This window comes from Nannocystis pusilla (assembly GCF_020073745.1).
GTDB classification, from domain to species: domain Bacteria; phylum Myxococcota_A; class Polyangia; order Nannocystales; family Nannocystaceae; genus Nannocystis; species Nannocystis radixulma.
Map to the genome: position 1 here is coordinate 165,550 of NZ_JAIRAU010000011.1, position 21,853 is coordinate 187,402.

Here is a 21,853-nt window from a genome sequence, read left to right on the forward strand (position 1 = left end):
CGCCACCTTCAGGTTATATCAGGCACGGGGGCTTGCCACAAGCCCCCGGTCATGCCGCAGAGTCCTCGGCCATGACGAAGACGAGGCATGAAGTGGTGATCGCTGGAGGAGCGCCGACCGGGATGATGCCGACCTACGTGCTGGGTCTCCGGGAGGTCGATCGAACGCAGGCCAGGCTGGTCGGGGGGAAAGGCGCGAACCTGGGGGAGCTGTCCAGGATCGAGGGGATCCGCGTGCCCGCCGGCTTCTGCGTCACGACCGGGGCCTTCCAGCGGATCATGGGAGAAGCGCCGGCGATCGGCGAGCTGCTCGATCGGTTGTCGTCGCTCGCGGCGAACGACCGGGACGAGCTGCGACGGCTCAGCGGCGAGCTGCGCCGGCTCATCGAAGCGACGGCCGTCCCTGACGACCTGCAGGCGGCGCTCACCCGGGCCCTCTCCCGGCTCGGCGCGGACGAGGCCCACGCCGTGCGCTCCAGCGCGACGGCGGAGGACCTGCCGGGAGCGTCCTTCGCAGGCCAGCAGGACACGTATCTGAACGTCCGCGGGACGCAGGCGATCCTGACGCACGTCCGCCGCTGCTGGGCCTCGCTGTTCAGCGAGCGGGCGGTGACGTACCGGATCCAGCACGCGTTCGACCACCGCAAGGTCCACATGGCGGTGGTGGTGCAGAAGATGGTCTTCCCGCAAGCGGCGGGGATCCTGTTCACGGCCGATCCCGTCACGTCGAATCGCAAGGTCGCGTCGATCGAGGCCGGCTTCGGCCTGGGCGAGGCGCTGGTCGCCGGCCTGGCGCGGACCGATCGCTACAAGCTGCGGGACGGTCAGATCGCCGAGAGGGCGATCGCCACCAAGACGCTGGCCACCTGCGCCGCGGCGGAGGGCGGTACGGAAGAGCGGGCGATCGAGCCCGAGCGGCAGAACGAGCCGGTGCTGACGGTCGCGCAGGTCCTGCAGCTCGAGCGCCTGGGCCGGCAGATCGAGCGGCATTTCGCCCACCCGCAGGACATCGAATGGTGCCTGGCCGAGGACGGGTTCCACATCGTCCAGAGCCGGCCGATCACGACCGTGTATCCCGTCCCTGAATCGAATGATCGCGGCAACCGCGTCTACATCTCCGTCGGCCACCAACAGATGATGACCGACGCCATGAAGCCCCTGGGACTGTCATTCTTCCAATTGACCGCCGGTGGGCCCATGCACGCGGCGGGTGGTCGATTGTTCGTCGATGTCACGCCGCAACTGGCCTCACCGGCCAGCCGGGACGCCTTCCTGAAGCTCCTGGAGCGCTCCGATCCGCTCATCCAGGGCGCCATCGTGAGCATCGTCGAGCGGGGAGATTTCATCCCACAATTGCCCGACGAGGCGCCGGCCTCGCAGCCCGGCAAGCAAGCCATGGCGCGCTTCGACGCGCAGGTCGAAGACGATCCGGCGATCGTCGCGGCGTTGATCGAGCGCAGCCAGACCGCGCTCGCGGAGCTGAAGAGTGAGATCCGGACCAGGGCCGGCACGGAGCTGTTCGACTTCATCCTCGCGGACATCCCGCGATTCAAGCAGCTCATGTTCGGTCCGACCAACATGGGCGTGATCATGGCGGGCATGAACGCGGCCTGGTGGCTCAATGAGATGATGATGACGTGGCTGGGCGAGAAGAACGCCGCGGACACGCTGTCCCAGTCGGTGGCGAACAACATCACGTCGGAGATGGGCCTCGACCTGTTGCACGTCGCCGACGTGATCCGCCCGTATCCGGCCGTGGTCGCCTATTTGCAGCAGGTCGAGCATGACGGCTTCCTGGACGAGATGGCCGGGCTCGACGGCGGGCCGGAGGCCCGGGACGCCATTGTGGCTTACCTCGACAAATACGGCATGCGCTGCGCCGGGGAGATCGACATCACGAGGGCCCGCTGGAGCGAGAAGCCGACGACGCTCGTCCCCTTGCTTTTGAGCAACATCAAGAACTTCGAGCCTCACGCCGGCGCGCGGAAGTTCGCGCAGGGGCAGCAGGAGGCCTCGCAGCACGCGCAGGCGTTGCTGGAGCGGTTGAGGCAGCTGCCGGACGGGGAGCAGAAGGCCAGCGAAGCCCGGCGGATGATCGAGCGCCTGCGGAACTTCAGCGGCTATCGCGAGTATCCGAAGTACAGCATCATCAATCGCTATTTCGTGTACAAGCAGGCCTTGCTGCGAGAGGCCGAGCGGCTCGTGCAGGCCGACGTGATCCACGACGTGGAAGACATCGACTACCTCACGTTCGCCGAGCTCCGCGAGGTCGTGCGCACGCATCAGCTGGACGACCAGATCGTCCGCACACGGAAGGCCGAGCACGAGCTCCACAAGAAGCTGACGCCGCCGCGCGTCATCACGTCCGACGGGGAAATCGTGGCATGCGCCCCCAGGCGCGCCGATCTGCCCGCCGGAGCCATCGCCGGCCTACCGGTCTCCTCCGGCGTCGTCGAGGGACGGGCCCGCGTCCTCCTCGACATGGCCGACGCAGAGCTGGAGGCGGGCGACATCCTCGTCACCACCTTCACCGACCCCAGCTGGACGCCCCTGTTCGTGTCGATCAAGGGCCTGGTGACCGAGGTGGGCGGCCTGATGACGCACGGGGCGGTGATCGCCCGCGAATACGGCTTGCCGGCCGTGGTCAGCGTGGAACATGCGACCCGGCTGATCCGGGACGGGCAACGCATCCGCGTGCACGGGACGGACGGGTACGTCGAAATCCTGACATGACGGCGGCCGACGGGGAGCCGCCCTCACGGTGGCTCGCCGGTCGGAGCGAGCGTCCCGTAGACCGTATCGACGACGAATTGCCGGTACGCGTGGTTGTCGGGGCCGTCGAAGCCCTGACCCGAGAGGTGTTGATAAAACGGCCGAAACTGCAGCGCGCCGAGGAACAGGTCGGTCGCGTGCTCCGGCCGGACCGGGCGCAGCAGCCCGCGCTCGATCGCGCGGGTGAACCACGCCGTGACCTCGCGCCGCGCACGGACCGGCGGCAACTCCTCCCGCCGCTCAGCCAGCGACTCGACCTGCACGCCCGCCGAGCGCAGCACGGCGAGGGCCGGGACGATGCGCTCGAGATACGTCGAGATTTCTTCGGCGAGCTCGAGGAGCTGGGTCCGCGCGTCCCGCTCGTCGGGGCCCGCTCGCACCTGCGCGATCCATGGCTGCGCCGGCGAGGGCAGCAGCGCGGCTCGCAGCAGCTGCTCCTTGGTGCCGAAGCGTTGAAACAGCACGCCGTGCGAGATGCCGAGCCGCTCCGCGATCAGGGTCGTCGACGCCCCCGCGCCGTGCTCCAAAAAGCACGCGCGCGCCTCCTCGAGAATTTGTGCGTCGGTGGTGTTCCTCGGCCTTGCCATTTAATAAGTGTCATGTCACTAACTTTCCAGCAGCGCAAGCAGGCCTGGGTTTAGCCCCCGAAACGCGCGCATGGCGCGAGTTCAATGAGGGCTCGACACCCCACCGAGGGAGGACACGCAGATGGAACTTGATGTGATGGATCTGTTCGCAGCGGCATCGATCGTCACCGCGGCCCAGCAGACGGGTCTCTTCCGCGAGCTGTTGGCGGCGCCGCAGGCCGCGTCGGCCTTCGCCGAGAAGCTCGGCCTCGATCGGCGGGCCGCCACGCTGGTGCTCGACGCGCTCGTGACGCTCGACCTCGCCAGCCGCGAGGGCGACTTCTACGAGGCGAGCCCGCAGCTGCGGTCGTGGCTGCGGCCCTGGGTCGGCGGCAACGATCCGCGGCCGCACCTGTGGGAGCACACTGTCGCGTTCCTCCGCTCCGGCGAACCCCGCGCGCACATGGACGGGACCCCGGCCGAGCGCGAGGCGAGCTACCGCGCCGGGGTCGCGTGGCTCGGCGAGCACTTCGAGCCGTTCGCGCGCGAGCTGGCCGGCAAGCTGGCGCAGGCGCCCGCGCGCGTGCTCGACGTCGGGTGCGGCTCGGGCGTGTGGAGCCTGGCGATCGCGGAGCGTTCTCCGACCACGCACGTCACCGGCCAGGACTTTCCGCAGGTGCTCGAGTCGTTCACGGCGCGCGCGCAGCAGCTGGACCTCGGCGAACGCGTGGCGACGATCCCCGGTGACATGCACGCGGTCGAGCTGCCCGCCGGCGCCTTCGATCTGGTGGTGATCGCCAACGTGCTCCGCCTCGAGACGCCGGAGCGCGCGGCGTCGCTGCTCGCCCGACTGGCGCGGGCCGTCGCGCCCGGAGGCGCGCTGCTCGTCGTCGACGCGCTCGCAGGCGGCACGCCGGAGCGCGAGCGCGCCCGGGCGCTCTACGCCCTCAACCTGGCCCTTCGGACACGGGCCGGACGGGTCCACAGCCCCGCCGAGTTCGCGTCGTGGCTCGCGGCCGCCGGGCTCGGCGCGGTCGAGACGATCGCGCTCGGCGGGCGCACCGGGCCGATGGGGGCCGTCGGCGCCTTGCTGGCGCGGCGGTAGTCGACGCAATGCGAGCGTGACCGAAGGAGACGTTTCATGATCACCCGTCAATTGAGCGAGCTGTCGCGCGCCGATCTGCCGATCGCGGGCGGCAAGGGAGCGAACCTCGGAGAGCTGATCGGGCTCGGGCTGGCGGTCCCGCCCGGCTTCGTCGTCACCGCCGGGACCTACGCCGAGCAGGCGCGCGCGTGGCAGTTCGCCGAGCACCTGACGGCGCCGATCGCCGCGAGGAATTGGGAGGCCGCGGCGGCGACGGCCGCGGAGCTGTGCCTCCACGGGGCGCTGCTCCCTGCGGTCGAGCTCGCGGTGCGTGACGCCTACCGTGAGCTGGGCGCACCACTCGTGGCAGTACGGTCCTCCGCGACGGCCGAAGATCTGGCAGACGCGTCGTTCGCGGGGCAGCACGACACGTACCTCGAGGTGGCGGGCGAATCCGCGTTGCTCCTGTCGCTGCGGCGCTGCTGGGCGTCCCTGTGGACGCCGCGGGCGCTCGACTACCGCGCGGCTCGGGGCATCGATCACCTCGGCGTCGCCATCGCAGTCGTCGTTCAGCGCATGGTGCAGTCCGAATTCGCCGGCGTCCTGTTCACCGTCGACCCGGTCGACCAGCGCACCGATCGCATGCTCGTCGAGCTGGCCCCGGGCCTCGGCGAGGCCATCGTGTCCGGGCACACGAGCGGCGACCTCTATCACCTGAGTCGCCCGCTCGACGCGGGAAAGCCGGGCGCGGGAGCCCCGGCGATCACCGCGCGCGAACGCCGGGGGGCCGGCCGCCCGGCCCCGAGCGACGCGCTGGTCCACGAGCTGGCTCGCATCGGGCTGCGCCTCGAGGCGCACTTCGGGTGCCCGCAGGACGTCGAGTTCGCGTTCGCCGGCGGCGTCGTCCACCTCCTGCAGTCGCGGCCGATCACCACGCTCCGCGACGTCGAGCTCGAGGCGATCCCGCCGCTGCCGCCGCTCAACCGGATGCAGCGACGGCTGCTCGAGTCGAACGACAACGACCGCTTCCCCGTCGCGCCCAAGCCGCTCGATCAGTGGGGGTTCGGGATCGTGCTGCCTGCGGTGGCTCACACGCTGCAGTTCGCCGGCTTCGCGGTCGACGAGGCCGAGCTGCGCGCGTCGGCCGAGCAGGTCTGGCGCGAGGCCCTGGTCCCGCCGCGGGCACGACCGACGCTCCGGCTGCTCGCCTTGCCGCGGACGGTCGCGGCCAGCCTGGGCCACGACTGGATGGGATGGTGGGAGAACGAGGCCCTCCCGCGGATCCTGGACGCCTGCGACCTGACCGACCTGGGCGCCATGGACGACGCCGCGCTGCTCCGCCGCGCCGACCGGATCGCCGGCGTGCTGACCGAGACGCTGGGCAAGCGGTTCGAAGGGATCGTCGGTCAGGCGGCGACGCTGCTCGTGCGCATCCCCGTCGTCTTCGCCGTCGGCAGGAAGCGAGCGCCCGTGATCATGGGCGACCTCGTGTCGGGGCTCCGCACCCGGACCTCCGAGGTCAACGAGGCGCTGTTCGACCTCTCGCGCAAGGCGGTCGGCGCCGGGCCGGAGGTCACGGGCCCGCTCCGCGACGGGCGCCCCGACGAGCTGCGGGAGACGGAGGCGGGTCGCGCCTTCCTCGCCGAGGTCGACGCCTTCCTCGCCGAGCACGGGTATCGCGAGAGCACCGGCCTGTTCCTCTCGGCCTCGATGTGGCGGCGCGATCCCACGCCGATGTGGGGGCTGCTGCGCGGGCTGCTCGACGTGAGCGAGCCGCCCTCCGAGGCGGCCGGGCAGCGGCGCTACCGGGCCGCCCTCGCCGAGGTCACCCGCGCGGTGCGCTTCATCCCCGGGCTCGGCGCCGCGTTCGCGCAGGTCGTCGAACGACTCCGCACGGCGATCGTCTTCCGCGAGCGCTCCCACTTCGACCTGGCGCGCCTGTTCTCGGCGCTGCAGGACATCATCGCCGCGCTCGCGCGGCGCCTGCACGAGCGCGGGCATTTACCTGTCCCCGAGGACATCTTCTATCTGACCCGGGCCGAGCTGAGGAGCTGGCTCGAGGGACAGGTGCCGTCACGCGGCGAGGTCGAGCGGCTCGTGCGGCGGCGGCGGGCGACCTATGCGGTCGTCAACGGGCGCTGGCAGAAGTGGGCCTTCGCGGCCGGTAGCCAGGGCGGCGCGGCCGACGTGCTGCGGGGCGTCGGGGCCTCCTCCGGGGTCGTCCGCGGGAGGGCGCGCGTCATTTGTGACGAGCACGGGTTCGAGCGGCTCCGGGCCGGCGAGATCCTGGTGTGCCGGTATACCAACCCCGCCTGGACGCCGCTGTTCACGCTCGCGGCCGGCGTCGTGACGAACACCGGCGGCGCCGTGTCCCACGCGGCGATCGTCGCGCGCGAGTACGGGATCCCGGCGGTGCTCGGAGCCGCCGGTGCGACCGAGCGGATCGCCGACGGGCAGGAGATCCTGGTCGACGGCAACGAGGGCCTGGTGACGCTCCTGCGCCCCGCGAACGCCGGCGAGGTCGCGCATGGCTGAAGCGAATTCGGGCCCCCAGGCCCGGCTGCTCGTCGCCATCGCCGTCTCGGCCGCGCTCGCGCCGCTCAACTCGACGATGGTGGCGGTGGCCCTCCCGGAGATGGCGCGCACCCTCCACGAGGAGTCCGGCGTGCTGCGACAGGCGCTCGTCACCAGCTATTTGCTGACGAACATCGTCCTGCAGAGCCCCGGCGGGAAGCTCGGCGACCGGCTCGGCCACCGCCGGGCGCTGGGACTCGGCCAGCTCTTGCTCGCGGCCGGGTCGATGCTCGCGTGGTTCTGGCCGGAGCTGGTCGGTCTGACGGTCGCGCGGATGTTGATGGCGACCGGCGGGGCCATCATGGTCCCGAGCGCGACTGCGCTGCTGCGCACCGAGCTGCCGCCCGAGGTCCGCGGGCGCGCGTTCGGGGCCTTCGGCGCGGTGATGGGGCTGTCTGCCGGTCTCGGGCCGACGCTCGGCGCGGCGCTCGTCGGGCGCTTCGGGTGGACGTCGATCTTCCTCGCCAACGTCCCGCTCCTGGCGCTGTCCGCCGCGCTCGCGCACGTCGGCCCGGCCGCCCGCAGGTCCGCCGTGACGCAGCCTCGCTTCGACCTCGTCGGCTCGCTGCTGCTGGGCGCCTCGCTGCTCGGGCTCGCGCTGGGGCTCGAGCACGCCGACCTGCGCTGGGCCGCCGGGCTCGGGATCGTCGGCCTCGGTCTGTTCGCCGGGTGGGAGCGACGAGCCGCCGATCCGGTGGTCGACTTCTCGCTGTTCAGGCGGCCCGCGTTCGTCGGCGGCAGCCTGATCATCGCCCTGCAGAACTTCGCGATGTACTCGACGATCTTCGAGCTGCCCCAGGTGGCGGGCCGACTGTTCCACGTCGGGCCGCGCGACGTCGGCACCACGCTGCTGGCGATGATGGGGATGATGGTGGTCGCATCGCCGTTCGCCGGGCGCTTCACCGACCGCTTCGGCCCGCGCCGGGTGGCCTTGATCGGCTGCTCGCTGGCCCTCGCCGGCATGCTGCTGCTGACGATGCTGCCGCTCCACTCGCTGAGTGACGCGATCCCGCCGCTGGTGCTGCTCGGCGCGGGGCTCGGGCTCACCTCCGCGCCCTCGCAATCCGCCGCGATGAGCGACGTCCCCGGCGACAAGAGCGGCATGGCCGCGGGTCTGACCTCGACGATGCGCTACATCGGCGGCATCGCCGGCCTGACGGTGCTCGGCGTGGTGTTGACCGACGAGCCCGCGGCCGAGGTCGTCATGCACGAGCACGCCGTGGTCCTCTCGATCTTCGCCGGGGCGTTGTTCATGACGCTCGGCCTCGCCTTGCTGCTCCCGGGCCGGATGCCGGCGGTCGTGCACGGCGAACGCCGGCGCTGACACCAGCCGCCGGCGCGCCGGGCCGCGTCAGGTCGGCTGGTACAGCTGGATCAGGTTGCCGCAGGTGTCCGAGAAGACGGCGATGCTCACCGCGCCCACCGGCGTCGGCTCCTGCGTGAACGCGACCCCGAGGCCCTTCAGCCGCCGGACCTCGGCCGCGAGGTCGTCGACCTCGAACGCGGTCAGCGGGATGCCCTGATCGAAGAGCGCCTTCTGGTAGGTCTGCGCCGCGGGGTTGGCGTTCGGCTCGAGCACGAGCTCGAGGTCGTCCGGGCCCTCCGCCGACACGACGGTGATCCACCGGTACACGCCGACCGGGAGGTCGTGCTTCTTCCGGAAGCCGAGCACCTCCGTGTAAAACTTCAGCGCCTTGTCCTGATCGTCGACGACGATGCTGTTGAGCTTGATCCGCATGTCTCTCCTCCGTGGGAAACCGGCGGGAGTCTGGCAGGGGCGGGCCGGTCAGGCTTCTCGAAAACTGCGGAGCGCGCCCGGCGGCAGACCGCCCATCAGCCAGAAGCAGCCGGGGAACAGCTGCCGCCGGAGCGCGCCCGGGACCTGGACGAGGCCCCGCAAGCGCCGCTGGTAGGCCGACGGCGTGGCGCCGGTGCGTCGCGTGAACAGCGCGCTGAAGCTCCCGAGGCTCGAGAAGCCGATCTCCATGCACACCTCGGTGACCGAGTGGTGGCCGCCGGCGAGCAGGTGTCGGGCCCGTTCGAGGCGCGACTCGATGCGGTACTGGTGCGGGGTGCGGCCGAACACGGCCTCGAACTGGCGGATGAATTGAAACGGCGAGAGGTCGACCTCGCCGGCGATGTCCGCGATCGTGACGGGGTCGACCGGGACCTCGCGCAGCAGGTCGCGGGCGCGGCACAGGCGCCGGAAGCGGTCGGGCTTGAGCAGCATCTCGGCGCGCAGTGTATCAGGCGCGCCGGCCCTCGGGGCCTGATGGCGCCAGGTCTTCGGGACAGGTGAACGCGATCGCTCGCCCGGGCGATCGGCCTTCGGCTCGGACGGCGCGTCGGCGTGGCGAGCTATGCAATTTGCCAGGCTAGGTTGCGGGAACGCGACTGGCACAAGATGTGGACGCGGCGGACGCGGCCGCCGCGGTTGCACGCCCGGCGAAGCGTGGTAAGAGCTCCTCGCTTTCGCCGGAAACGGGGGTCTTCCATGAGCCGATACAACATCGCGGTCCTCGTCGGCAGCCTGCGCCGGGAGTCGTTCAATCGCAGGTTGGCGACCGCCATCGCCGGGCTCGCGCCGCCAGAGTTCACGTTCAAGCAGCTCGAGATCGGCGACCTGCCGCTCTACAACCAGGACGACGACGCCGATCAACCGGCGCCGGTGAAGCGGCTCAAGGCGGAGATCCAGGCCGCGAGCGGCCTGCTGTTCGTCACCCCGGAGTACAACCGCTCGATCCCGGGCGTGCTGAAGAACGCGATCGACCACGCCTCCCGGCCGTACGGACAGAGCGCGTTCACCGGCAAGTCGGCGGGGGTGATCGGCGTGTCGCCCGGGGCCATCGGCACCGCCGTCGCCCAGCAGCACCTCCGCGGCGTGCTCGCCTACCTCGACGTGGCGACGCTCGGCCAGCCGGAGGCGTTCATTCAGGCCAAAGAGGGCCTGTTCGACGAGGCCGGCCAGATCGGCCCGGGCAGCCGAAAATTCTTGCAGAATTGGATGGACCGCTACGTCGCGTGGATCCGCCGCCACGCGACGTGAGCCGGCCGGCGCCGCCGACTACGCGCCCTGATTGCCGGTCTTGACCTGCAGGACCCGTGTTGCACGGCGGCGGCCGCTTTCGTCGCGCCCGTGAGCGGCGCAGCGAGCGAGTCGCTGCGAATCGCAGGAAACATTCGTGGCGCTCGCGGGTGGATCTCACGCGTGCCCCGGTCGGGCCGCGAGAAAGAGATTTCGATGCGCACCCACGCTCCGATCCCCGCAATCATCACAGCCGCCGCGCTCGCGGCCTGTGAACCGTACGTCAACGCGCAGTTCTTCCTCTACTCGGTCGACACCTGGACGCCCGAAGGACAGCAAGTGGTTCATCGCCGATTCGTCGACGACGTCGACTTCCCCGGCGTCCCTCCGGGCGAGCCGCGGCTCACCTACGGCCACTTTCTCAAGCTCGCCGTCGACGAGGGGGCGACCCGGCGCGCGATCACCTGCGACGGCGCCTCGCTGGTGGTCCGCGACTCCGAGGTCCCCTGGTCGCATTTCTGGACCGGCGATCTCGAGCTGTGGGCCGAGACCGAATCCGGTCACTCGCAGCAGCTCGGCGCGGCGGCGATCGTCGACGGCGTGGAGATGAAGGACTCGCTGGTCTTCGCGGTGCAGGCGGTCGACCTGATGGAGGTCAGCGGCGACTTCGAGACCGGGGCGTTCGACATCGTGTTGCGGGGGACCCCGGCAGGGCCGCTCGACGAGCTCCCCCCGCTCGAGCTGCTGGTCTCGTTCGAGTCCGAGGCCTACCGCCCGGCCCCGTGACTGTCACGATCGTCGCTCGCGCCGTCCACCGCTTCCGCAGCGAACTGGCGAGCGGACGCGTGGTGCGGCGGCTGGAGTGCGGTATCTCGCGGCCTCGCAACGACTCGCCCCGCGCGCTCGCAAGCGTGTTTCCGGCGCGGCGCCTGGCGCTCCGCCGCAGTCGCCGCGTGCTCATCAGCACGCCGCCGCCGCCCCTGCGCCCGGGCAAAACGGGTAGACGTTCCTGCTCATGCGCGAAGACGAAGACAGCGCCACGCCCACCGGATTCTCCGCGCTCGACCTGCCCGAGCCGCTGCTGCGAGCGCTGCGCGACCTCGGCTACGAGTCGCCGACGCCGATCCAGGAGGAGACCATCCCGCACCTGCTCGCCGGCCACGACCTGCTCGGCCAGGCCCAGACCGGCACCGGCAAGACGGCGGCGTTCGCCCTGCCGATCCTCGCCCGCCTCGATCGCGCGCGCCCGAGCCTGCAGGCGCTGGTGCTCACGCCCACGCGCGAGCTGGCGATCCAGGTCGCCGAGGCGCTGCAGCGCTACGCCACGCACCTGCCCGGCTTCCGCGTGCTGCCGATCTACGGCGGCCAGAGCTACGGCCCGCAGCTGAACGCCCTCGCGCGCGGCGTGCACGTCGTCGTCGGCACTCCGGGGCGGATCATCGATCACCTCGAGCGCGGCTCGCTCGACCTCTCGCACGTGCGCCACCTCGTGCTCGACGAGGCCGACGAGATGCTGCGCATGGGCTTCATCGACGACGTCGAGACGATCCTGCGCCGGACCCCGGACACGCGGCAGACCGCGCTGTTCTCGGCCACCCTGCCGCCGCCGATCCGGCGGATCGCCCAGACCCACCTGCGCAAGCCGGTCGAGGTCACGATCGCCAGCAAGACCCGCACCGCCGACAACATCCGCCAGCGCTACTGGGTCGTGAGCGGCATGCACAAGCTCGACGCGCTGACGCGGATCCTCGAGGCCGAGCCGTTCGAGGCGATGATCGTGTTCACCCGCACCAAGCTGGCCACCGACGAGCTGGCCGAGCGGCTGCAGGCGCGCGGGTTCGCGGCCGCGGCGATCAGCGGCGACGTCCCGCAGGCCCAGCGCGAGCGCTCGATCGCCATGCTGCGCGACGGCGCGATCGACATCCTCGTCGCCACCGACGTCGCCGCCCGCGGCCTCGACGTCGAGCGGATCAGCCACGTCATGAACTACGACGTGCCGACCGACCCCGAGAGCTACGTCCACCGGATCGGCCGCACCGGCCGGGCCGGTCGCAGCGGCGAGGCGATCGTGTTCGTCGCCCCGCGCGAGCGCAACCTGCTGCGGATGATCGAGCGGGCCACGCGCCAGCCGATCGCGCGCATGGAGCTGCCGACGGTCAAGATGGTCAACGACGTCCGCCTGGCCAAGTTCAAGCAGCAGATCCGCGACAGCATCGCCGGCGGCGGGCTCGAGCAGTTTCAGGCCGTCATCGAGGACCTCGAGCGCGAGGACAACATCCCCGCGCTCGAGATCGCCGCCGGCCTGGCCAAGCTGGTCCGCCGCGGCGAACCGTTCCTGCTCGCGCCGGAGCGCACCGAGCCCGCCCGCGAGCCGCTCGCCGAGCGCGGCCCCGAGCCCGGCATGGCCGCCTACCGCGTCGAGGTCGGCTTCGTCCACGGCCTCAAGCCCGGCAACCTGGTCGGCGCGATCGCCAACGAGGCGCGGCTGACGAGCAAGCAGATCGGCCGCATCGAAATTTATAAAGAGTACACGATGGTCGAGCTGCCGGCCGAGCTGCCCGACGAGCTGCTGGCGCACCTCAAGAAGGTGTGGGTCGCCGGCGGCCAGCTGCGGATCACCCGCGACGGCGAGCCCCCGGACGACGCCGGCAAGCAGCCCGTCAAGCGCTCGCTGCTGCGCCGGCGCCTGTTCGGCAAGCCGCGCAAGTGAGCCGGCGACGAATCATCACGGCGCCGCCCACCACTCGTCGCAGTCGCCGCGCGCTCGTCCGGTCGCTCGCGGACGAATCATCACGCCCCCGCGATCACGGCGCGAACGAGCCGAGCCACAGCTCCTCGAACTCGCCGGACAGGAGCACCAGTTCGTCGCAGTTGCCGCGCACGCTGACGGTGGTCCAGCCGCGCGACGGGCGAGCCGGGACGTCGAGCGGCACGACCTCGAGCAATTTCCCGCCGAAGCTGACGCGCTGGACGGCGATCGAGCGCAGCGCGCTGAATTCATGCTCGCTGCGCATCACCGGGATCGACAGCGCGTCGGCGTCGACCAGCAGCGCGCGCGCGTAGGGCTCCTCGGACGCGTCGGGCGCGGCGAGCGGGAGTTCCCACGCCGGCGACCCATCGGCGGCGTCGACCGCCAGCAGCTCGATGGTCTGGTCGTCGTCCGGGCCGCGCCGCAGCACCGCCAGCTGTCCGTTGGGCAGGCGCTCGAACGCGGTGAGGAGGCCGAACGGCGGCCTGGCCAGCGAGCTGGCCCACTCGATCTGGCCGTCGCCGCGGATCTTCCACAGGCGCACGACCGTGAAGCTGGCATCGACGTCCCGGTCGCCGCCGCCGGCCACGAAGATGTCGCCCTCGGGCGTGACCACGACCTCGCTGGGCACCACCACGTCCGGCTCGTCGAGCGCGACGCGCCACACCATCGCGCCGGTCTCGATCGCGAACTTCGCCACCGTCGGGATCGACGTCAACCGATCGCGACCGGCGATGACCGCCGTGTCGTCGGCCAGCTCGAAGCCCGCGCCGACGACCGACTCCGCCAGCGGGACCTCGCCGAGCACCGAACCATCGGGGGCGAGGCGCAGCACACCCGGCGCCAGCATCATCGGATCGAGGCGGGTCAGCCAGAGCACGAGGCTGTCGTCGGCGGCGCGCCGCAGCGCCGACACCGAGACGATCTGGCTCGGCTCGGCGGTGGTCATCCCGAGCACCTCGCCCGCGGGCGACAGGAACAGCACCGCCGGCGCCTCCATCACCCCCGGCATGCTCTCGAGCACCCCGGCGACGGCGATCCGCCCGTCGGCCAGGACCACCATGTTGTCCGCGAACGTGCTCGCCGCGAAGCCCTCCGGCACGCCGAGCACGCTCGACCCGAGCGGGCTCCACGGCTGTCCTTCGGGACAGCCTGACGGCTCGCCGCCGCTCGTGGTCGGCAGGGCCGTGGTCGCCGGTGGGTCCGCCGTGGTCGTCGGCTCCCCCGGCCCTTCGGTGCCGCTGCTCGACCCCGGGCCGGACCCGCCGGTCGAGCTCGAACTGCCCTCGGTGTCGCCGTCGAGCACCCCGGGCCCGCACGCGAGCGACAGGACGAGGGAGGGAGCCAACAGGAGCCGGCGATGGTGCATGAGACAACCGTGCCGGATCGGGGGCACGCGCGGATGAGACCGCGATCGGACGCGCGGAGAAGATGTGTCCTCGGGGACATATCCGGACAGCCCGCGAGGAACGGCCGGATCAAGACATTCACTATAATAGACTACTCGGTAGTGAACTGGAGTCTGCACGCTGCCGGCCAGTCGCAATCTGCCGCGCCCCTGCCTGCTCAGCGTGAAATGATGCGCGATACCGCCCCGCACGGTCCGCAACGCCTTCGCTTGCAATTTTTCATCTTAATGGAATTCTCTTCACCAGATGCACGGCGGCACAGACAGGCTCGATGCGGGTGAAGGGTCCGCGGCGCTCGCTCGCCGCCTGACCTCCGGCGCAGCGCGGGCGTGTTGTCGTCGCTGTCGCTGTCGGCGTGCGGCCTGATCGGCGTCGACCGGCGGCGGACGTCGACGGCGCGGCCACTCCGCCGCGCGGCGATCGTCCGTCCGGACTCATGACATTCGAACCGCCCGGACCCGGGCGAGTGCGCGAGGGATTCATGTTGACCATTCTCATTCTCGGCTGGCTCGCGTCCGCGCGGCGGCGGGCCCTGACGGCGGGCAGGCAGCGCAGCGGCCGTGACGCCTGGCTGGCTGTGAGGACATGTCGCCAGGGACATGCCTCGCCGCCACCGCGCCCTTCGCGCCATCCGACATCAAACTCGACCGGGACCCGCGCGGCGGTCTATCCTCGCCGGCGATGACCCCGTTCTCCGCCGAGCTCCTCGGGACCGCGATCCTCATCGTCCTCGGCGACGGCGTGGTCGCCAACGTCACGCTCGCGCGCACGCACGGGCACGGGGGCGGGCTCATCGCGATCACGACCGGCTGGGCGACGGCGGTGTTCGTGGCGGTCTACGCGGTCGCGGCGGTCAGCGGGGCCCACCTGAACCCGGCCGTCACCCTGGCGCTGGCGCTGCGCGGCAAGTTCGCGTGGGCGGCTGTCCCTTCGTACATGTGCGCGCAATTGCTGGGCGCCTTCGCCGGCGCGGTGGTGGTGTGGCTGGCGTACCGGCGGCAGTTCGAGGCGACCGCCGAGCCGGCGACGATCCGCGGGGTGTTCTGCACCGCGCCGGCGATCCGCGACCCCGGCCACAACCTCCTGACCGAGGCGATCGCCACCTTCGTGTTCGTGCTCGGGGTGCTGCAGATCGCCGCGCCGACGCACGGGCTCGGGGCGCTCGACGCCCTGCCGGTGGCGCTGCTGGTGCTGGCGATCGGGCTGTCGCTCGGCGGGCCGACCGGCTACGCGATAAACCCTGCGCGCGACCTCGGCCCGCGGCTCGCCCACGCGGTCCTGCCGATCCGCGGCAAGGGCGACGGCGATTGGGGCTACGCGTGGGTGCCGATCGTCGGGCCGCTGGTCGGCGCGGCCGCGGCGGCGCTGCTGCACGCGGCCTGGCTCGGTTGACGCCCTCCGCGCCCGCGCCGCCGCGGGCTCCGGCGACGCGGACGCGGCGGTGCATCACTTCGCGGCGTAGGTCTTGTGGGTCATGGTGACGGCCAGCCGGGTCGCGCCGGCCGCGATGTCGGAGAAGCGCAAGTACGAGTAGTTGTTGGGCCCGGGCAGCGCGAGGCCGGCCTTGCCGTCGGCGGGCTTCGGGTCCCACTGGATCAGCGCGAGGTCGTCGACGTACACCCGGCCCTCGCCGTCCTCGGGCGGCGACTGCTTGAGCGACACGCGGATCGAGGCGGCGCCGGCCGGGGCGGTGAACGAGGCGGTGAATTGCGTCCAGTCGTAGGTGCCGCCGGAATGGGTATAGCGCTCGCTGGTGCCGAGCGAGTCGCCGTCGGCGTCGTAGAACTGGGTCATCACCTTGAAGGTGCCGCCGGTGTCGGCGCGGACGTGGCCGCGCAGGGTCAGCTTGGCGCCGCCGGGGATCGGGATCGTGCGCCGGACCGGCATCTCGGTGTCGTTCTTGTGGTCGTCGCGGCGGATCAGCACGGCCGCGCCGACGCCGCTGTAGACCTGCGAGCTCTGCACGTGGCGGTACTCGCTCTGGTCCCAGGCGAAGCCCTCGAGCCAGTCGCCGTCGACGTCGACGTCCTCGAAGTCGCCGTACAGCAAGATGTCGCGGCCGACCTCCACCTTGGCCGCGGCGCCGGTCTTGACGCCGACGAGCGCGTCGGTGGCGTTCTTGCGGGTGAACGCGATCGGGCCGGCGCTGCCGGACTTGACCGTCAGGCTGACCGACTCGGCGGTGGCGTGGGTGAGGTACTGCGAGGCGTCGCGCAGGGCGACCACGCGCTGCCGCCACGGGAACACCACCGCGCCGCGCAGACCGTCGGGCTGGCTGCTGCCGCTCGGCGTGAGCGGCAGCGTCGACGACAGGTGGCCGAGCTGCCGCGCGTGGCGCTCGAGCGCGCGGCCGGCCAGCAGCTTGGGCACGTAGTTCTCGACGTGCACGGGGATCAGCTCGAGGCGGGCGACGTCGAAGCCGTTCGCGGTCTGGTCGACGTCGGCGACGGCGATCAGCGACTGCGTGGTGACGAAGGTGCTCTGGTCGAAGATGAAGTTGCCGAGCGACATGAGCACGAACTTCGGGCCGTCGCCGGGGTCGACGAGGCCGATGCCGTGCATCGTGTGGGTGTGGTGGGCGACGACCAGGCCGGCGCCGCGGTCGACGAGGTCGACGAAGTGCGCGCGCATGTTGTCGATCGGGTAGCTGCTGTACTCCGCGCCGCCGTGGATCATGGGCACGCGGAAGCGGCCCTCCTCCCCGGCGAAGAACGACTCGAAGTTGTCGGCGTGGGCGTAGAGCGCCCCCGGCTTGTCGGGGTCGAGCGCGACCAGCAGGTAGTCCGTCAGGCTGGTGCCGTCGGCCCGCAGGTTCGTGTAGCCCTGCAGCGACAGCGGGACGCCGGAGATGGTGCGACGAATGACGGTGTCGAGCGCCGCGGACTCGCTCATCTCGGCGCCGGTGAAGTCGAGGTCGTGGTCGGCGACGGCGTTGATCGTGTCGTAGAGCCCGTCGTCCATGTAGTCGAAGACGTGGTTGTTGCCGAGGCTGACGCCGTCGATCCCGGCGGTGTTGAGGCCGGCGAGCGTGTCGGGGTGCGAATAGAAGGTATAGGACTTGTAGGGGTGCTCCGACACGGGGTCGGCCGACACGGCGCACTCGAGGTTGGCCAGCGCGTAATCGGCGGACTTCAGGGCGTCGGCGACGTAGCTGACCACCTTCTGCGCGTCGGCGACGCGCGAGTTGGCGCGGATCAGGTCGCCGGCCTCCTGCAGGCCGTCCTGGTCCTCGTCGGTGAAGCGGCGGCCGAACATCGTGTCGCCGACGAACATCAGGCGCACGCGGCCGGTCTTCTTCGCGGTGAGCGTAAGGTTGCCGACGCTGCTCGACGCCTCGCTCAAGGGTCGATGCAGGTCGGCGGGTATGATCTCCGTATAATATCCGGCGCGCGTGATCTTGAGGAGCACGGAGCGCCGGTCGAGGTCTTGCAGTTCGAACCCGCCCGTAGCGCCTGTCGAGGCGGTGCGGCCGGCGTTGGCGGCCCCGGCCCCGAATGCGAGGACCTGGACCGTCGCGCCGCTGACCGGTTGACCCTGGCGGTCGACCACGGTGCCAGCGAGCGCGATCTTGGTCGTGATATGGGCTGTTTTGATAGGGAGGTCGTTCGCCTCCGCGTCGGAGATAGTGGCGACGGAGAGGCCTGCATATAACGCGGGCCCGAGCATCCGCGGACGGACGATAAAGATACTGCGCATGGACAGACCCTCGGTACCGCCAATGATGAACAGCCTGCGGCGGACCGCCACCGCCTCTGCCCTACCTGTGTGATACCGACCGCCCTGGGGTCCAGGGTCCGTACAGCGTTGACCCGCGGTCGTCAGCGCGCTTGTTCCAGCACGAATTCGGCGGGGAGCCTCGGCGCACCCACGACGCGGATGAACCCTGTTTCGTCGCCCTCGACCGGCTCGCGCTCGAGCCGACAATCGACGTTCTGAACGGCGCTGCGGCAGGTCAGTTCGCGCAACCAGTGGTATCGCAGCACCAGCTCCTCCGTCCCGGGCGCCGGCTCGGCGGCGGAGACCTCGATCCGCCCGAGCCCCGCGCGCACCTGCGCGCTGCCGCGGGCGACCCAGCCCGCCGGCTTGCGCACGCGATAGGCGCGGTAGCTGCTGCCGACGATGCCGCGCGGCTCCAGCAGGTCGAGGCGGCGCTCGATCGCCGGGATGTGCGGCACGGACATGAGAATGTAGGCGACGTTGAAGGTCTGTAGATAGCGCTCCAGGCCCTCGTTGTAGCGCTCGTCGCTGTCGAGGAAGTGGAACAGGTTGCTCTGCTCGTGCGTGGTGCGCCGGTCCGGGAATCCGCCGAGGATCGGGCGGTCGGTGGCCCAGCGCAGGTACTCGCCGAGGGCCCAGTAATGCACCAGGAAGCGGCCCTCGTCGGGCTGGGCCGCGACCCACGCGGCGACCTCCTGGAACTCGTCGCTGATCGGCTTGAGCCGCATGCTGGGGAAGAACTGCTCCTCCTGCACGGCGCTCTTGAGGAAGCCCATCGACGAGACGTCGAGGCCGGGGACGAAGGTGGCGAGCTGGGCGTAGACCCGCGGGGCCAGCAGGATCAACAGGCCGACGGCGAGCCCGCGCAGGCTCGCCGGCACTTGCGACCATGTCCTTCGGGTCAGGTTGTCGGCGAGCCACGGACCGGCCAGCACCGCCGCCCAGCAGGCCATCGGCGCGGCGAACCGGTACGGCTCGGTGGCCGGCACCAGCGGCAGCAGGGCGCCGGCGTAGGTGAGTCCGAACAGCCACAGCAGGGTGCCGCCCGCGTAGCGCAGGGCCGGCTCGCGCGCGCGTCGCCAGGCGACGAGGGTGCCGATGGCCGCGAGCACGGCGACGGTGCGGACCAGCGTGCGCTGGCGGACGAACCCGGTCGTGAGCGGATCGACGAACACCTCGAGCAGGTCGTAGAGCGCGAAGTCGGGGGTGGCTTGCCCGAGCTTGTGCGACGGCGCCATCAGCTCCATGTGCGTCAGCGCCGGCACCAGCCAGTACGAATTGACGGCGACCGTGACGACCGCCAGCGCCCACACGCGCGCGTGGGCGGCGAGCGGCAGGACGCGCGCGCGCGCGAGGTAGAGCCCGATCATCGGCCCGGCCAGCGCGGCGAAGCTCCACACGTGCGTGAGCAGGGCCAGCGGCAGCAGCACGAGCAGCGCCGCGTAACCGCCGCGGACCGGCGGGCCGCACAGCTGGCGGTAGAACAGCGCGAGCACGAGGACGCACAGGTGCGTCGCGGTCGCGAACGAGATCATGCCGCCACCCCAGAAGAAGCGGATCAGCGACTCGAAGTGCCACAGCAGCACGCCGAGCCCGAAGCTCCACGCCTGCGCCCGCGCGGACACGCCGAGCAGCCGCGCGGCCAGCCACAGCGAGATCGGCATGGCGATCGCCGAGGCCAGCGTGAAGAGGTTGAAGGCCACGTGCAGCGGCAGGCCCAGCCGGTGCAACACGGTGCAGAACAGGAAGTGGGCCTTGTTGTCGACGTCGAAGAACAGGCCCGCCGGGTAGCCGGCCAGCATCATCGGGTCGTAGACCCACAGCCGGCCCTCGGCGAGCGCGCGCGTCAGCGTGTGCGTGTGCTGGAAGTGGGTCTGGTAGTCGGGCCCGCTGAACGGCTGCGCGCCGAATACCACGCGCAGCGGGATGGCGTTCAGCACCAGACCGGCGTGGATCGCCGCGAACACGACGAACATGCCCCGGTGGCCGCGCAGCCAGCCCCAGCGCGTGCTCCCGGCCGTTGCGGTGGGGTCGGTCATCCGGCGCGCGACGATACGCCGGGCCCGGGCGCGACGTCAAAGGCGAGCCCGGGCGCGCCCGACGCGGCGCCCTCCCCTGCCCGGTCCACGGGGGCACGACCGCCCGGCCCCGCGCGCCTCGCGCCTCGCGCCGGGGTGCCGATGCTCTTCGTCGATATGTCTCGAGAGACATATGCCAGCACCCCCGTGAGGATCGTACGATCCGCTGGTCGATGGACGGTACGCCTGGTCGAGGGTCAAGGGTTGCCGCACGCGTGAGGGCAAGGCGCCCCATCTTGTAGGCGCGGCCACCCACGAAGCCGGGGTCGCCGCGTGTGTGCGTTCGATCGAATATCGAACACGCATAATATCATGGGGACCACTACCCCGCGTGCGGGCTCCGCATGACGGGCTCGCGCAAGATCTTCGTTCTGAGCCGGTGTACTGTGATTCGCGCGAGCGGTATCGGCAGCACGGACTCGGCATCGCTGTGGCATGACGCAATCCATGCGGTTGCGAGGCGGAGTCACCTTCGCACAATGGGGGTCCGAGGTTATCTCGGTACGCCTCTATCGACGAACCCACGAGAACGGAGCACCTATGATCCTCCACAACACAACTATCCTCTGCACGAGCCTGGCGCTCGCCGTCCCCGCCCTCCGCGACTGCGATGTCGATGTCGATGTCGATGTCGTCGATATCGACAAGCACGACGAGCACGACAAGCCCGACTACAAGCCGCCGGCGTTCGATCTGTGCGTCAACCCGGGCGGCACCAAGCACTGCTATCCCAGTGTCCAGGAGGCCGTGGACGACGCCGAGCCAGGCGACGTCATCTTCGTGTTCGCCGGCGAGTACGTGGAGGACGTGACCATTCCGATTCCGCTCACCCTCCGCGGCGAGGGCGCCGGGACATGTGGGCCCGAACGGGACTTCGCTTCAGCCTACGAGTCGCTTATCAATGGCAGAGTCACCATCACGGCGCCCGACGTCACCCTCGACGGCTTCTCGCTGACGGTCGAGCCGTCCGGCTCGGGCTTCCGAGTCGGGGTGCGGGTCCAGATCGACGGCGACAACGCGGCGATCGTCAACAACATCATTCATGGCATCGTGTCCGACGGCAGCACCACGAGTGACAACGCCCAGGGGATCTACCTCGAGAACGGACCCGACGACGTCGCCATCGTCTGCAACGACATCTCACGCATCGAAGGCTTCGGCTCGACCAAGGGCATCTTCATCGGCGATTCCAGCTCCGTCGACGGGAGCGTGGGCATCCTGATCAAGAGGAACGAGATCCACGACATCGAGAGCAGAGGCCGCGGCGGGTACGCGATCCTCGCCAACAACGGCGCCGGGGTCGTCAACGGCGGGGGCGCGTCCATCGAGATCCTCGACAACAAGATCCAGGACATCATCGGCGGTAGCGATCCGCTGGTGACGACCGGCTGGGCCCACGCGATCGGCCTCGAGTGCGACACGCCGGCCTCGAAGGTGCTCCACAACCAGATCTCCGACATCCGGGATCTGACGGCGCCGCTCGACGAGGTGGCGGTGTTCTTCGAAGCCAACCCCTCGTTCACTCAAGTCCCGGTCAACAAGAACCAGTTCGAGATGGTCGCTCTCGGCATCGCCTTGCATTCGAACCTCAACCCGGTGCCCGGGTGGGTCGACGGCACTTGCAACTGGTGGGGCGCCGCCAACGGCCCCGGCTTCGTCGGGGGAGGCAACGGGGTCGGCGTCGGCCCCAAGGTCGACTTCGATCCGTGGCTCATCAGCCCGAACGGTCCCTGCAGCGGAACCTGATGCGCGCAGGACCGGCGGTCCCAGAGGACAGCCGACATCACTCGGCTCTGGACTGCGAGGTCCCGGGCTGTCGGTGCTGGGAACCGCTGCTGTCCTGCGGGACAGTTGCCCGCCGGCGCTGACGTGGCGGACCG

The 21,853-nt window shown here is 70.7% G+C and carries 15 protein-coding genes; 9 read left to right on the forward strand and 6 right to left on the reverse strand.

All coding sequences use genetic code 11. The features are described 5' to 3' along the window. Window positions 1-125 precede the first annotated feature (125 nt). Window positions 126-2,732 carry a rifamycin-inactivating phosphotransferase gene (gene rph / locus K7C98_RS12255; protein WP_346660277.1) on the forward strand — a complete coding sequence of 869 codons (2,607 nt, stop codon included), beginning with the start codon at window positions 126-128 and terminating at the stop codon, window positions 2,730-2,732. A 23-nt stretch (window positions 2,733-2,755) separates the two neighbouring features. Here the strand turns inward: rph and K7C98_RS12260 are convergent, their stop codons facing one another. Continuing rightward, a complete protein-coding gene (locus tag K7C98_RS12260; protein WP_224191801.1) occupies window positions 2,756-3,358 on the reverse strand; it encodes a TetR/AcrR family transcriptional regulator in 603 nt (200 codons plus the stop codon). A gap of 136 nt (window positions 3,359-3,494) precedes the next feature. On the opposite strand from K7C98_RS12260, the gene K7C98_RS12265 reads away from it, so the two are divergent. The 3 genes from K7C98_RS12265 to K7C98_RS12275 are packed head-to-tail and all read left to right on the forward strand — an operon-like array spanning window position 3,495 to window position 8,319. Then, on the forward strand, window positions 3,495-4,442 hold the full coding sequence (locus K7C98_RS12265) for a class I SAM-dependent methyltransferase (RefSeq protein ID WP_224191802.1): 948 nt from the start codon (window positions 3,495-3,497) through the stop codon (window positions 4,440-4,442). A 36-nt stretch (window positions 4,443-4,478) separates the two neighbouring features. Next, window positions 4,479-6,956 (forward strand): PEP/pyruvate-binding domain-containing protein, encoded by a 2,478-nt coding sequence (locus K7C98_RS12270; RefSeq protein ID WP_224191803.1) that lies wholly within the window; start codon window positions 4,479-4,481, stop codon window positions 6,954-6,956. Then, window positions 6,949-8,319, forward strand: coding sequence for an MFS transporter (locus K7C98_RS12275; RefSeq protein WP_224191804.1), 1,371 nt, complete (start codon window positions 6,949-6,951; stop codon window positions 8,317-8,319). The genes K7C98_RS12270 and K7C98_RS12275 overlap by 8 nt, the downstream gene beginning before the upstream one ends. A 27-nt stretch (window positions 8,320-8,346) precedes the next feature. Here the strand turns inward: K7C98_RS12275 and K7C98_RS12280 are convergent, their stop codons facing one another. Next, window positions 8,347-8,733 (reverse strand): VOC family protein, encoded by a 387-nt coding sequence (locus K7C98_RS12280; RefSeq protein WP_224191805.1) that lies wholly within the window; start codon window positions 8,731-8,733, stop codon window positions 8,347-8,349. Between the two features lie 48 nt (window positions 8,734-8,781). Next, window positions 8,782-9,225: a helix-turn-helix domain-containing protein gene (locus K7C98_RS12285; protein WP_224191806.1), complete on the reverse strand. Its 444-nt coding sequence runs from the start codon at window positions 9,223-9,225 to the stop codon at window positions 8,782-8,784. Window positions 9,226-9,489: 264 nt separating this feature from the next. Between K7C98_RS12285 and K7C98_RS12290 the strand changes: the two genes are divergently transcribed. The 3 genes from K7C98_RS12290 (at window position 9,490) to K7C98_RS12300 (ending at window position 12,730) form a co-directional block, all read left to right on the forward strand. Then, window positions 9,490-10,041 carry an NADPH-dependent FMN reductase gene (locus K7C98_RS12290; RefSeq protein ID WP_224191807.1) on the forward strand — a complete coding sequence of 184 codons (552 nt, stop codon included), beginning with the start codon at window positions 9,490-9,492 and terminating at the stop codon, window positions 10,039-10,041. Between the two features lie 195 nt (window positions 10,042-10,236). Then, the gene (locus tag K7C98_RS12295; protein WP_224191808.1) at window positions 10,237-10,806 is read left to right on the forward strand and encodes a hypothetical protein; all 570 of its coding nucleotides are present in this window, start codon (window positions 10,237-10,239) and stop codon (window positions 10,804-10,806) included. A gap of 229 nt (window positions 10,807-11,035) precedes the next feature. Next, window positions 11,036-12,730 carry a DEAD/DEAH box helicase gene (locus K7C98_RS12300; protein WP_224191809.1) on the forward strand — a complete coding sequence of 565 codons (1,695 nt, stop codon included), beginning with the start codon at window positions 11,036-11,038 and terminating at the stop codon, window positions 12,728-12,730. Between the two features lie 94 nt (window positions 12,731-12,824). On the opposite strand, the gene K7C98_RS12305 is transcribed toward K7C98_RS12300, so the two are convergent. Next, on the reverse strand, window positions 12,825-14,138 hold the full coding sequence (locus K7C98_RS12305; RefSeq protein WP_224191810.1) for a PQQ-binding-like beta-propeller repeat protein: 1,314 nt from the start codon (window positions 14,136-14,138) through the stop codon (window positions 12,825-12,827). Window positions 14,139-14,859: 721 nt separating this feature from the next. On the opposite strand from K7C98_RS12305, the gene K7C98_RS12310 reads away from it, so the two are divergent. Continuing rightward, entirely contained in the window at window positions 14,860-15,570 is a 711-nt protein-coding gene (locus K7C98_RS12310; RefSeq protein WP_224191811.1) for an MIP/aquaporin family protein, read from the forward strand. Window positions 15,571-15,624: 54 nt separating this feature from the next. Here K7C98_RS12310 and K7C98_RS12315 read toward each other — a convergent pair whose 3' ends face one another. Continuing rightward, a complete protein-coding gene (locus tag K7C98_RS12315) occupies window positions 15,625-17,874 on the reverse strand; it encodes a CapA family protein (protein ID WP_224191812.1) in 2,250 nt (749 codons plus the stop codon). Window positions 17,875-17,996: 122 nt separating this feature from the next. Then, complete coding sequence (locus K7C98_RS12320; RefSeq protein ID WP_224191813.1) at window positions 17,997-19,934, reverse strand: hypothetical protein; 1,938 nt, start codon at window positions 19,932-19,934, stop codon at window positions 17,997-17,999. A 579-nt stretch (window positions 19,935-20,513) separates the two neighbouring features. Between K7C98_RS12320 and K7C98_RS12325 the strand changes: the two genes are divergently transcribed. Beyond that, window positions 20,514-21,719, forward strand: a complete 1,206-nt coding sequence (locus K7C98_RS12325) for a hypothetical protein (RefSeq protein ID WP_224191814.1) — start codon at window positions 20,514-20,516, stop codon at window positions 21,717-21,719. Window positions 21,720-21,853: the final 134 nt, after the last annotated feature.